The organism is Nakamurella flava (assembly GCF_005298075.1).
Lineage (GTDB): Bacteria > Actinomycetota > Actinomycetes > Mycobacteriales > Nakamurellaceae > Nakamurella > Nakamurella flava.
Genome location: NZ_SZZH01000003.1, coordinates 77,315 through 90,052 on the forward strand (window position 1 = coordinate 77,315; position 12,738 = coordinate 90,052).

The following is a 12,738-nucleotide window of genomic DNA, read 5'->3' on the forward strand; positions in this document are numbered from 1 at the left end:
CAACCCCTGGGGACGACCGGCGCTGCGGCCGGACGATTGTGGATGGATCCCGCCCGCACAGGCTGCGACCGGACCGGTCTGCCGCAGGCTGCCGGGATGCCTCGACCGCCCGCGCCGCTACCCGCTGAGCTCCCCGATGTCATCGTGGTGGGTGACCATCTCGTCGCCGCCGGGCGTCTACGTCGCCGGGATCTGTGGGCGCCGCTGCATGGGGTGCGGATCGCGGCCGATGGGCCGGACGACTGGCGCGGACTCGCGGCGGAGGAGGCGTTCCACCGACGCTGCCGGGTCACCGCAGCGGTGCTGCCGAAGGGTGTCGGCTTCGGGTCGTTGACCGCGGCGCGGCTGTGGTCGGTGCCCTTGCCGTTGGCCCTGACGGACGACGAGCTCCACGTCGTTGCTCTGCCCGGTTCCTGGCCGACGAAGCGGCCGGGTATCAGATCGCGTCAACTGAAGGACCGGAACGCGTTCCTGGTCGAACGTGACGGACTGCCGGTGATCGACCCGGCGACCCTGGCGTGCCATCTGGCGCTCGCGCTGCCAACGGACGATCTGGTAGCCGCCATCGACGCCCTCCTCCATGTCCCCGTCTTCCCGCAGGACGGTCGCCCCTTCCTCACCCCCGACGATCTGCGGGAACGGCTGTCGACCTACCGGGGGCCGGGCCGTCCTGCGGCCGCCTGGGCGATCACCCGCGCCCGGACGGGCGCCGAATCCCGTCCGGAGTCGTTACTCCGGTTGGCCATCGTGGCCGGGGGCCTGCCGGAGCCCCGGCTGAATCTGGCCATCCACGACGACGACGGGCGCTTCCTCGGACGCGGCGACATGGTGTACGAGCAGTACCGGCTCGTCGTCGAGTACGACGGCGACCACCACCGCAGCGACACCACCACCTACAACGACGATCTCGAACGGATCGACAGGCTGATGGCCGCCGGCTGGCGCGTCCTGCGCATCACCGCCGGCATGTTCTTCGGCCAGCGGACGGCGGCTGTCGAGCGGGTCCGGTCGGCTCTGCTCGCCGCGGGTTGGCGCCCCTCCCTGGGTCGGTAAAGACCGCCGCTACCCGCCGAGAGGAAGCGGCATCCTTTACCGACGCACCGAGTGGGGCCGGTACGGTCGGGCCCATGCCGTCCGCGCCTTCGACCACCGACCGACGCCTGATCTTCCTGGACTTCGACGGCACCCTCGCCGAGCACGGCGTCATCCCGCCCGGCCACCGCGAGACGGTGCGGGCCGCTCGCGCGGCCGGCCATCGGATCTTCCTGTGCACCGGTCGGCCGTGGTCGATGGTCACGCCCGACGTGCGTGCCCAGTTCGACGGGATCGTCGCCGCGGCCGGTGGGTACGTCGTCATCGACGGGCAGGTGCTGCTCGACCTGCGCTACCCGGACGACCTGGCCGCCAAGGCGTTGGCGTGGCTCGACCGGCACGACTCGGCGTACCTGCTGGAGGCGCCCGACGCGTTGTACGGCCCGCCCGGGATCGACCGTCGGGTCGTCGAGATCATGACGCGCCCGGGTCAACCACGGGACGAGCGCCACCAGGACACCTCGGACGACATCCTGTCCGTCCTGCGGATGCAGGACGACCTGAGCGGGGTGTCGTTCGGCAAGATCACCTGCTTCGACTCGCAGCGGTCGATGGCCGAGCTGTGCGAGCATCTCGGGCCCGAGGTGCTGCTGCTGCCCACGTCCGTGCCCGATCTGGGCGAGGCGTCCGGCGAGCTGCAGTTGACCGCGGTGCACAAGGCGGTCGGGATGGGCGTCGTCGTCGACCATCTCGGAGCGACGGTGGACGAGGTCATCGCCGCCGGCGACGGTCGCAACGACCAGGAGATGCTGGAGTACGCCGGGGTGGCCATCGCGGTCGCGGGCAGCAACCCGGACCTGCTCGCGGTGGCCGATCACGTCATGCCCGGCCCGCGGGACGACGGCCTGACCGTGGTCTTCACCGAGCTCGGCCTGCTGGCCCCCGCAGCGCAGACCGGTCCGTAAAGAATGCCGCTACCGCTTGGGCGGTAGCGGCATTCTTTACCGACCTAGGCCGGGGCCTGGAGACCGGGGCCGGTCTACAGGATGGTCTGCAGTCGCGGCGCAGTCTCGTACTTCTCGACCTCGGACTTCTGCCGGGCCTGGTCCCAGCCGAGGACCGGCGCGACCAGCTCCGCGACCCGGGACGCGGCGGGCACGCCGGCGTCGGGAGTCTCGATGGCGACGTGGGTCCGTCGGCTGAGCACGTCGTCCAACGTCACCGCGCCCTCGTGGGTGACGGCCCACAGGAACTCGACCGGCAGGTACCCGGCCGCCCCGTCGACCGGTTTGACCAGCGAGGCGTCCTCACCGGCCGGGGCCAGCACGTCGGGCAGCTCGGCGCCGTAGCGGTAGAGCATCCGCTGCAGCGTCGCCGCCGGGACCCCGTACTGCTCGGCCAGCACCGGGATCCGGTTGCCGACGGCGTCCCAGCCGGTCGCCCCGACCAGCGGCAGCGTGGCCGTGGGGCTGTCGGGCAGCGAACCGCCCAGCAGCGGGGCGGCCGCGTCGACCGCGTCCTCGGCCATCGGCCGGTACGTCGTGTACTTGCCGCCGACGATCGTCACCATGCCCTTGGGTTCGGTGATGGTCGCGTGGTCACGGGACAGGGCCGACGTGGTGGCGGCGTGGTTGCCGGCCGGGGCCAGCAGCGGACGCAGACCGGCGTACGTGCCCAGCAGGTCGTCCTCGGTGATCTTGCGGCGCAGGATGCGGTTGATGTTCCGCATCAGGTAGTCGATGTCGTCCCGGGTGGCGACGGGGTTGTTGATGTCGCCGTCGTACGGGGTGTCGGTGGTGCCGAGCAGCCAGTGCCCGAACCACTTGCGGATGATGATCACCGAGTCCTCGGCCCGGGCCAGGATGCCGGTCTGCGAATCGAAGGCGTCGCCGCGGACGATCAGGTGCGCGCCCTTGGCCGGGGCGATCGAGAAGGTGTGCGCGCCGGCCATCTTCTGGATCTCCGACGCCCAGACCCCGGCCGCGTTGACCACGACCTTGGCCGAGACGTCGAAACTCGTCCCCGTCTCCCGGTCCTCGGCCCTGACCCCGGTCACCCGGCCGTCGGAGGCGGTGTGCACCGCGGTGACCTTGGCGTACGGGATGACCTGGGCGCCGTACTCGGCGGCGGTGCGGGCGACGGCCAGCGTGTGCCGGGCGTCGTCCATCCGGCCGTCGGGGTACTGCAGACCGGCGATGACGACGTCCGGGTCCAACGCGGGTGACTCGCGGGCGATCGCCTTGCGGCCCAGGTACTTGGCGTGCGGGGCACCGCCGGTCGCCTTGCTCATCGTGGCCATCGCGTCGTACAGCCCGACACCGGCGCCCACGTAGGGCTTTTCCCACTGCTTGGTCAGCGGGTACAGGAACGGCTCGTGTTTGACCAGGTGCGGGGACAGCGTCTTGATGGTGCGGTCACGTTCGCGCAGCGCGCCGAAGACGAGCTTGAAGTTGAACTGCTCCAGGTAGCGCAGACCGCCGTGCATGATCTTGCCGGAGCGCGACGAGGTGCCCACGGCGAGGTCGCCGGCCTCCAGCAGGATGACCGACAGGCCGCGGGCGGCCGCGTCCAGGGCGACCCCCGCGCCGGTGACACCGCCGCCCACCACGACCATGTCGTGGGTGCCGGAACTAGCGGCGGCCAGTGCCTCGCGGCGGGCGTCGGGGGACAGGGTGGACAGGCTCATCGATTTTCTCCCAGTGCGGCGAGCGCGGCCCGGGTGTTCCAGAGGGGCCGGGCGGAGTGCAGCAGTTCCATCTGGTGACGGTACCCACGGTCGTAAAGCACCCGGTTGCGCGGATCGGGTTCGATCACACCTTCCGGGTCGGTCCACTGCTTGACGTCGAGTTCGACACCGCGCGCGGCCGCCCCGGCCAGGACGGCCCCGCGGGCGCCGACCTCGGGGTTGCGGGCCAGTTCCAGCGGGACCTCGAGCACGTCGGCGAAGACCTGCATCCACGCCGACGATCCGGTGCCGCCGCCGGCGACGACGATGCGTCCGGTGCGGCCGGCCTTGTCGAAGCAGTGCCGGGCGGTGTACGCGAGGCCCTCACACACGGCGCGGATGAGATCGCTGCGCTCGGTGGTCAGCCGCAGCCCGGTGATCTGCCCGGCGGCCAGCGGGTCGACGAACGGCGCCCGTTCCCCCGAGGTCGCCAGGTACGGCAGCATGTTCACGCCGCGCGCGCCGGGGGGCGAGGCGACCAGCGCCTCCTGGACCTCCTTGACCCCGACCCCGAGCATCTTGAGCAGCCAGTCCAGCGACGCGGTGCCGACCATCGCGGGCATGGCCCGCAGCCAGTGGTCCGGTTGGCCGGTGGACACGCTGAACCCCGCGGGTTCGCCCGCGGTGACCAGCGTGTTCTGGTGGACCATGCAGCCCAGCGTCGTGCCGACGATCAGGAGGGCGTCGCCCTCGGTGCCGGGCCAGGCGACCCCGGCGCCGTAGCCGCAGGCCGGGAAGTCGAACGGGCCCGAGGTGACGGGGGTGCCGGCGGTCAGGCCGAGCAGCTCGGCGCCGGCGTCGTTCAGCTCGCCGATCGGGACGGGCGCGACGATCGGGGCCAGCAGGTTCTTGCGGTGCGACAGGCCCGTCTTGTCCAGGGTGTCGTCGCTGTAGCCGAACCCGGTGCCGTCACCGAACGGCATGGAGGCATCCGACGGATCGGTGGCCCGGATCCCGGTGAGCCGACCGAAGATCAGGTCCTTGGCGTACCCGGCGGTGGTCGCCCGGTCCAGGGTCTCCGGTTCGTTCAGGTCCAGCCACTTCAGACAGGCGGCCGGGGCGCCCGGGAACATCGTCCCGCCACTGTTGCGGAACACGTCGTGCAGCACACCGTCGGACTTCCACTGGTCGACCAGCGAGGCGGCGCGGCCGTCGAGCCACGACAGGGCCGGACGGACCGCGCGGAACTCCTCGTCGGCCAGCCAGCAGCCGTCGCCCTGGCCGGTGATCGCCACCGACTCCGGGGTGACACCGGCCTTGGCCACCGCCTTGCGCACGACGTCGCCGAGCGTGGACAAGATCAGTTCGAAGTCCTGTTCCACCGCGCCGGACACGCCGCCGCCGTCGTGGATCAGCGGGATAGAGGTGCCTTCGACGGCCAGCGCGTCGCCGCTGGCGTCGAAGATCGCGGCCTTGACCACCGAGGTGCCGGCGTCGATACCCAGGAATGCACGTTCCGCCATCCGAAGTCACTTCCTTGTGTCGTGGTCGGGGGTGCCGCGGCGGGGGGTCGCGGCGGTGCTGCGGTTCAACTCGTGACGGTGACACCCGCGTCGTCGGCCGGCGCGTTCCCGGCGCCGGTGATGTCGGCAACCTCGTCAAGGATCCGGCCGACCGCAGCCGGGTCGTGGGCGAAGCGGCCGAGGAACATCCCGTCGACGTCGTCGGCGATCTGCGGGAGCAGGCCGGGGCCGGCGCTGCCGCCGTAGATGACGCCGGCGTCGAGGAGGTCGTCCCCGGACAAGTGGCTGCGCAGGGCGGAGCAGACGGCGCGGACGTGGTCGGGGGATGCCGGCTGCGGCGCCCCGATGGCCCAGATGGGTTCGTAGGCGACGATGAGGCGGCCGGCGGTCCCCGCGTCCCGGGCCGGGGTCAGGGCGGATTCGAGCTGGTCGAGGCAGAACTGAACGGCACTGTCCGGCGACCCGCGGTCGGGCTCGCCGATGCACAGCACCGGGGCGAGCGAGTTCCGCAGGGCGGCGTGCGTCTTGCGGGCGACGATCTCGTCGGTCTCGCCGAAGTGGGCGCGGCGTTCGGCATGCCCGACCTCGACGATGCTGCAACCGATCTCGGCCAGTTCGGCGCCACTGACCTCCCCGGTCCACGGGCCCTCGTCGTCCCAGTGCAGGTCCTGCCCACCGACGGCGATGCCGGCCGGGTCGGCTGCCGCGAACACCGCCGGGATGCTGGGGAACGTCGGGATGACGAAGAACTGGACGGTCCCGTCCCGGGTCATCGGATGGTCGGCACAGATGTCGGCGACCGCCCGGGTCCACTGCAGCGTGCGGGTGTGGCCGAAGTACATCTTCAGGCTGGAACCGATGGTGAAGCGGGGCATCTCGTCCTTCGGGTCGGGGGGAACGGGGTTCGACGTTCTCAGGAACTCTCGGGGTGCTGGTCGTACTCGTCGATGGCGGCGACCTTCTCGGCCGACGCGGAGTTCGGGTCGAAGCGGTAGTCCAGCCATTCGCTAGCCAGCCGGCGGGCGAGTTCCAGACCGACGACCCGCTCGCCCATGCAGAGCACCTGGGCGTTGTTGGACAGCACGGCCCGCTCGACCGAGAAGCTGTCGTGCGCGGTGACTGCGCGGATGCCGGGCACTTTGTTGGCGCTGATCGCGACGCCCAGTCCGGTGCCGCAGATCAGCAGCGCCCGGTCGGCCTTGCCCTCGGTGATCAGCCGGGCCGCGGCCACCGCGATGTGCGGGTAGGCGGCGTCCTCGTCCACGTCGACATCGTCGTCGCGGCCGACATCGATGACCTCCGAGACCCGGTCGTCCTGGCGCAGGTCGTCGGCGAGGGCGTCCTTGTAGGTCAGTCCGGCGTCGTCGCTACCGACGACGATGCGCAAGGTGTCGGGCATTCGAGCCTCCTGGTCTGATCAGCGATGATCATGCGGCGCTCCCTGCGGCGGGTCCAACACGCGCCCACCGGCGACTTTCCACCGTACCGCCGGGGCCGGTGACCTGCCCGGTGCCGGACGGACCGCGAAGTCCGCCCGGCCCCGGTCGACCGCTCAGACGGAGGAGCCGAACCGTTCCAGGGCGCGGCCCAGTGCGGGGTGCTCCGCCCCGGCGTCGACCACCGATCGACCGGCCATCACCGCGTCGATCGCCTGGCGCATCGCGTCGGCTCCCGCGGCCGCGCCGTCCGGGTGACCCTGGATCGCGCCGCCGGCGCCCAGGACGATGTCCGGTCCCAGCTCCTTCATGTAGGTCTCGACGGTGCCGGGGTGCACGCCGCCACCAACGACCGGGAACACCGGCTTGATGTGCGGGCGGGGCAGCTGCAGCTCCTGCACGGTCTTGAGGTAGGGCAGCCGGCGCAGCGGGTAGCCGCCGTACGGGGTGATGGTCAGGGCCATGTCGGCCCCGCCGAGGCGCGGCAGCAGCCCCAGGGCCAGCGGCGCGGACATGCCGGTACCGGCGCCCTCGAAATAGGGGGTGGCTCCGGCGTAGTGGGCCAGGATCGGGACGTCGATCGTCTCGGCGAGGGCCTGCAGGGTGCCGTAGCCGGCCGAGGCGTAGGCGATCATCACGGCCCGGGCGCCGGCGTCGACGGCGCGGCGGGCGGTGTCCAGGAGCTTGTCGGGGCGGTCGGTGACGTTGGGGATGTAGACGACGTCCCGTCCGGTCTCCTGCTTGGCCCGCTCGGCCGCGGCCAGGTACGCCTTGACCCGGTCCACGACCGGGGAGAAGGTCGGGTTGCCGAGCAGCTCGTCGTCCTTGATGAGATCGACGCCGCCGAGAGCGGTCTCGTAGAAGATCTTGGCGCCCTGCTCCGGAGTCAGGCCGGTGCACGGCTTGATCATGTTCAGCACGAGCGGGCGGTCCTGCACGCCGACCAGGTCGCGGACGCCCTGGATGCCGAACCGCGGGCCGACGAAGCCCTGGGCCAGCGAGTCCGGGAGTTCCAGATCGACCAGCTTGGCCTGCACCGACGTCGACACGTCGTTGCCGATGGACGTGGCCAGCATCATCGGGATGGAGGGCCCGAAGTTGACGGTCGGCAGCGCGATCTGGATGAAGTAGCCGGTGGTCTCGGCCGTCTGGGTGGCCAGGTCGACCGGCGGGGCCTCCAGCACCTTGACGACGCGGCCGCGGTGCCGCTGCCGCATCTCGTCGGTGACGCCCGGCACCTCGATCCAGGTGCCGATGGTCTGCCCGACCGCATACCCCGTCGCCTTGGCCAGCACGTCGGCGTCCGCCGGCATCTGGAGGTAGAAGGTCGCGAGGAGGTAGTCCTCCCCGCGGATGGTTTCGCTGAGGCTGAACATCGCGGACATGTCGGCGGGCACGGGCGGTCTCCTGGGGTGGTCGGATCGGGCGGGTGGGCCGGACGTCCAGTGTTCCCCGTCGGGGCCGGGCTGGCGCGTCGACCCTCAGCTTGTCTGTACTTGTCTGGTCCTGTCCAGCTCATCGCGACGGTATCGGACCGGGGCACGACGATGGCGGGCGACGAATCGCCCCGACCGAGAGGGCGAAACCACTGGTGGTGACGGCTTGTGCCGCTATCCTGACCCTGTGTAGCGATCCGGGGGGCATCGCTGACGGGGGGCATGACATGACGACAGCACGCATGGCCGAGGTGCGATCCATCATCCGCAGCGATGCGCCGGTCGACGGACTGGCCGCCCGGCTGCTGTCCGACACCGCCGGGCTGCGGCTGACCTTCTCCCGCGTGGTGGACCTGCCATCCGCCGTGCGCAGCCGGTCCGACTACCTCGACCTGCTCGGCGCTTTCCACCACGCCCACCACCACCTCGAGCCGATGCTGTCGCCACGCGAGTGGACCGGGCAGTGGGCCCGGCTGGGGGTCGATCCGGTCCTGCACCGGCGCGCCCCGCTGCTCGACGCCGATCTGACCGATCTGGGGGTGCGCATGGTGCTGGGCGATGCGCCGCTGCCGCGCATCACGACCTTCGCCGACGCGCTGGGTGCGCTGTTCGTCCTCGACGGCCCGACCCTGGACGGCCCGGCCCTGGCCCGCTCCTTCCGCACCAGCTGGCCCGGCCTGCCGGTGCGCTACCTGTCCGGCACCGACCGGCCCATCCGTCGTACGTGGGGGATCGTCCGCGCGGCGCTGGACCGGTTCGGTGAACAGGGTGGGCTCGGCGACGATGTCCTGAACGGGGCCGTCCGGACGTACGACTACCTCGCGCTGGTGCTGCGCAGCCGCGGACGGGACGGCGCGATACCGCTGCAGCCGGCGGTGGCCGAGGTCGGCTGACCGGGGTCAGCCGGCCAGGAGCACCTCGCTGAGCGCCGACTCCAGCTCCCGGTCGACGGCCAGGGCCTGCAGTCCGCTGATCCGCGCCGCCAGCGGGGTCGAAGCCGTCAACAGTGCGTGCAGATCCCGCTTGAGCTCGTACTCGATCTCCGCGCGCTCGAGGAGCGCGAAGAGTCGGGCGGCGACGTCCGTCGGGGCGGGTCGCGGGTCCGCACCGAGGTCGACGGTCACGGTCGCGGTCGCCGGCACCTCGTCGATGACCAGCGCCGGCAGTGCGCGGCCGAGTCCGGGCGCGGTCGCGGCGGCTGTGGCGACCGGGGCGCCGTCCACCCGGACCGTGGCGTGGCCGAGCCCGTCGAGACCGACCGCGCTGACCGACCAACGACGCCGTGTCGGGATCGCGGCGGCCGGTCCGATCGTCAGTCGACCGGTGGCCTGCTCCCACCGGATCGGGGTGAGAACCGGCTCGGCGTCGGCGGTGTCGTCGTCCTCGATGAGATCGAAAGCCCCGTCGGCGCCGGGGACGAGCACGAGGTGCAGGTGCTCCGGATTGGCCGGGGTGTTGGCCGGCTCGGCGGCGCCGTCCAGCGGCAGGATCGCCCCGGCCGGGGCGAGCACCGGGTACTCGTCCAGTCCGCGATGCAGGACGATCCGCCGGCCGTCCGGCCCGGGCGAGTGGTACCGCAGCCCGGTGGTCAGGTCGGTCCAGTCCCCGGGGGGCAACCAGGCCGGGGTCGCGGCCAGGCCCAGCTCCCGGTGGCGGGTGGTGGTGACCGGGGCGACCAACAGGGCGGTGCCGAACGAAAACTGTTGCGGCACCGCATAGGCCGCCCGGTTCTCCGGGTGGTCCCAGTAGACCGGTCGGACCAGGGGCCGGCCCTCTGCCGCCAGGTGGTTCATCGTGTGCAGGTATGGCAGCAGTCGGTGGCGCAGGCGCAGCGCGTCGGTCATCACGGCGGCGGTCTGCGGACCGAACGCCCACGGTTCCTTGGTGGCGAACGGGTTCGCCCCGGAGTGCAGGCGCAGGATCGGCGAGAAGGCCCCCAGCTGCACCCATCTCGCGGTCAGCTCGTCGTCCTTGACGCCCATCATGTGCCCGCCGATGTCGTGGCTCCACCAGCCGTACCCGATGTTGGACGCGGTGGCAGTGAACTCCGGCTGGAAGGCCAGCGACGCCCAGCTGACCAGGGTGTCGCCCGAGAACCCCACCGGGTACCGGTGACTCCCCGGTCCGGCGTACCGGGAGAACGTCAGCGGGCGGCGTTCGGCGGGTTCACCGTCCCGCCGCCGCCGGCTGTCCAGGAAGTGGAAGTGGTTGAGCATCCACAGCGGGTCGATGCCGGCGACCCGCGAGTACGGGCCGGACTGCCAGTCCAGCCACCAGAAGTCGACGCCCTCGTCCTCGCGGGTGCGGTGGGCGACATCGAAATAGGCCCGTAGGAACGCCGGATCGGTGACGTCGAAGGCCAGCGCCCGCCCGGACTCCGGGTCGAGACCGAGCGCCCGGGCCATCCGTGCGTACACGTCCTCGTGGGCCCGGATGCCGTCGGCCGGGTGGACGTTGAGGGTCACCCGCAGGCCGCGCCGGTGCAGTTCGGCCAGGAACGCCTCGGGGTCGGGAAACAGGTCACGGTTCCACGTGTAGCCGGTCCAGCCGCTGCCGAGGATGGGGTCGATGTCGACCTGGTGCCAGTCCATGTCGATGACGGCGACGGAGAACGGCACGTCGGCCGCCGCGAACCGGTCCAGCAGCGCGCGGTACTCGTCGGCGCTGTACCGGTGGTAGCGGCTCCACCAGTTGCCGAGGGCGTACCGGGGCAGGACCGGCGGGTACCCGGAGACCTCGTAGAAGGCGGTGATGGCGCCGGGATAGTCGCGGCCGTAACCGAAGACGTAGAGGTCCAGGCGGCCGTCCTGGTCCGGGCGGCGGGGCCGCACCCAGCCGTCCTCGGTGAACAGCAGGGAGGCCGAATCGTCCAGGACGGCGAACCCGTCCCGGGACAGCACGCCCTCCTCCAGCGGGATCCGGCCGTCGGCGTTGTCCAGCGTCCGGGCCGTCCCGCCGAGGTTCGTCCCGGACTGCCCGTACCGCCAGACGCTGTGGTAGGAGCTGACATTGCCCCTGACCTGCACGGACAGTCCGCTGGTGCTGAACGGCCCGAGGTCGTAGATCAGGTGCAGCCGGTCGGTGACGACCTCCAGGTGGGTGTCGCCCTCGATGACCCGGAAGTCCGGGACGGGCAGCCGACGACGGAGCGCGAAGGTCGAGGCCAGATCGGTGAACTCGTCGTCCGGCGAGTACTCCAGCCGTAGCAGCCCGTCCGTCAGCACGGTGATCCGGTAGTGCGGCCCCTGCACCACCGCGGCCGGGTCGGCCACCGGATCGGTGGGGAGGTGGTGTCGGGTGACGCCGGTCGCTGATGTGCTGCTGGAGCCGATCACCCCGGCATTGCATCACGCGCTCGTCACTCGTCCGTCGCGGTCGACTTGTCATACCCGCACGTTCCCCAGCTGCACGAGGATGCGGGTATGACAAGTCGGCGCGCCCTGGCCGCGTCGGGTGGGAGGCGGGAACGGGCTCGGGGCGGGCGTCAGCCCAGGAAGGCCAGGACGCCCTTCGCGACACCGGAGGCGTACTGCTGCTGCCCGGCGGCCGACGACATCAGTGCGGCGTCGGCGCTGTTGCGCATGTTGCCGAACTCGATGAGAACGGTCGGCTGCAGGGACAGGTTCAGGCCGGCCAGGTCGCTGCGCTGCCAGAGTCCGTCGCTGCCCAGGTAGTTCGACGTCGACAGGCCCGCCGAGACCAGCCCGTCGCGGACGTCGGCGGCCAGGGTCGCCGATCGGCCGGCCGTCTCGGCGCTGCCCGGGGCCCGTTCGGCAGTCAGCACGTAGAAGCCCCGTCCGGAGGCGTCGGCCCCGTCGCCGTGCAGCGAGATCACCGCGTCGGCACCGGCCTGGTTGCCGATGTTGGCCCGTTGGTTGACGCACGGCCCGACCCCGGTGTCGCTGTCCCGGGTCATGACCACGGTGACCCCGGCGGCCTCGAGCTCGTCGCGCAGGGCCTGCGCGACACCCCAGTTGAACGCGTGCTCGGTATAACCGTCGTTGGTCGAGGTGCCGGTGGTGTTGCAGTTCTTCGTCTGCCCGAACCCGGCATCGACCTGCTGGTTGATGATGTCCGGGTTCGCCCCGTTCGCCCCGTTGTGGCCCGGGTCGATGACGACGGTCTTCCCGCCGGACGGGGCCGGCCGGGCGGTGGTCTGCCCCGCGGGAGCAGGGGCCGGGGCCGCAGTGGACGGGGCCGGAGCGGTCGGGGTGGCGTCGTCGGCGGGGTTGTCGGTGGCGTCGACCGGTTCGCTGGTCGCGGGCGCCGGCTCGGTCGTCGCCGGAGCGGAGGTCGACGATTCCGGTGAGCTGGGGGCCGGGCTCGACGCCGGGGTGTCCGACAGCTGCGGGACCGTCACGGTGGGACCGGTCGGGGCGGTGCTGCTGCTCGAGATCGGTGCGGCCGACCCTGAGGGCGGTGGGGCCGTCTGGGCGGTGGGTGCGGCGCACGCGGCGAGGACCGCCAGGGCCAGGCCGGCCCCGGCCAGGCGGACACGGGCGCGCAGGGTCGAACGCATGGCGTCACTGTCTCATTGCCCACCGGCACCAGGACAGCTCGACGCGCACCCCGGAAGGCTGTCGGGGTCTGCCATTACCCTGGCGTCAGCGGGGCCCTGCGCTTCGCCTCGACGCACCCCACGCCTC

General features: G+C 71.8%; 10 protein-coding genes. 3 read left to right on the forward strand and 7 right to left on the reverse strand.

The annotated features are described in order from the left end of the window. Nucleotides 1-96: 96 nt before the first annotated feature. Together FDO65_RS12125 and FDO65_RS12130 are read left to right on the forward strand one after the other, a co-directional pair. A complete protein-coding gene (locus tag FDO65_RS12125) occupies nt 97-1,053 on the forward strand; it encodes an endonuclease domain-containing protein (protein ID WP_166442161.1) in 957 nt (318 codons plus the stop codon). A 74-nt stretch (nt 1,054-1,127) separates the two neighbouring features. Then, nucleotides 1,128-1,997 carry an HAD hydrolase family protein gene (locus tag FDO65_RS12130; protein ID WP_137449985.1) on the forward strand — a complete coding sequence of 290 codons (870 nt, stop codon included), beginning with the start codon at nt 1,128-1,130 and terminating at the stop codon, nt 1,995-1,997. A gap of 74 nt (nt 1,998-2,071) precedes the next feature. Here FDO65_RS12130 and FDO65_RS12135 read toward each other — a convergent pair whose 3' ends face one another. The 5 genes from FDO65_RS12135 to FDO65_RS12155 all read right to left on the reverse strand — a co-directional run bounded on the left by FDO65_RS12135 (nt 2,072) and on the right by FDO65_RS12155 (nt 8,053). Then, nucleotides 2,072-3,718 carry a glycerol-3-phosphate dehydrogenase/oxidase gene (locus FDO65_RS12135; protein ID WP_137449986.1) on the reverse strand — a complete coding sequence of 549 codons (1,647 nt, stop codon included), beginning with the start codon at nt 3,716-3,718 and terminating at the stop codon, nt 2,072-2,074. After that, a complete protein-coding gene (locus FDO65_RS12140; protein WP_137449987.1) occupies nt 3,715-5,220 on the reverse strand; it encodes an FGGY-family carbohydrate kinase in 1,506 nt (501 codons plus the stop codon). Before FDO65_RS12140 ends, FDO65_RS12135 begins: the two co-directional genes overlap by 4 nt. Nucleotides 5,221-5,285: 65 nt before the next feature. Continuing rightward, nucleotides 5,286-6,095, reverse strand: a complete 810-nt coding sequence (locus FDO65_RS12145; RefSeq protein WP_137449988.1) for a triose-phosphate isomerase family protein — start codon at nt 6,093-6,095, stop codon at nt 5,286-5,288. Between the two features lie 38 nt (nt 6,096-6,133). Continuing rightward, nucleotides 6,134-6,619, reverse strand: a complete 486-nt coding sequence (locus tag FDO65_RS12150; protein ID WP_137449989.1) for a ribose-5-phosphate isomerase — start codon at nt 6,617-6,619, stop codon at nt 6,134-6,136. A gap of 153 nt (nt 6,620-6,772) precedes the next feature. Continuing rightward, nucleotides 6,773-8,053 (reverse strand): RuBisCO large subunit C-terminal-like domain-containing protein, encoded by a 1,281-nt coding sequence (locus FDO65_RS12155; protein ID WP_240757575.1) that lies wholly within the window; start codon nt 8,051-8,053, stop codon nt 6,773-6,775. A gap of 266 nt (nt 8,054-8,319) precedes the next feature. Between FDO65_RS12155 and FDO65_RS12160 the strand changes: the two genes are divergently transcribed. Further along, nucleotides 8,320-8,985, forward strand: coding sequence for a biliverdin-producing heme oxygenase (locus tag FDO65_RS12160; RefSeq protein WP_137449990.1), 666 nt, complete (start codon nt 8,320-8,322; stop codon nt 8,983-8,985). Between the two features lie 6 nt (nt 8,986-8,991). Here FDO65_RS12160 and FDO65_RS12165 read toward each other — a convergent pair whose 3' ends face one another. Then, a complete protein-coding gene (locus tag FDO65_RS12165) occupies nt 8,992-11,427 on the reverse strand; it encodes a glycoside hydrolase family 31 protein (protein ID WP_240757576.1) in 2,436 nt (811 codons plus the stop codon). Nucleotides 11,428-11,576: 149 nt separating this feature from the next. Beyond that, nucleotides 11,577-12,611, reverse strand: coding sequence for an N-acetylmuramoyl-L-alanine amidase (locus FDO65_RS12170; protein WP_137449991.1), 1,035 nt, complete (start codon nt 12,609-12,611; stop codon nt 11,577-11,579). Between the last annotated feature and the right edge of the window lie 127 nt (nt 12,612-12,738).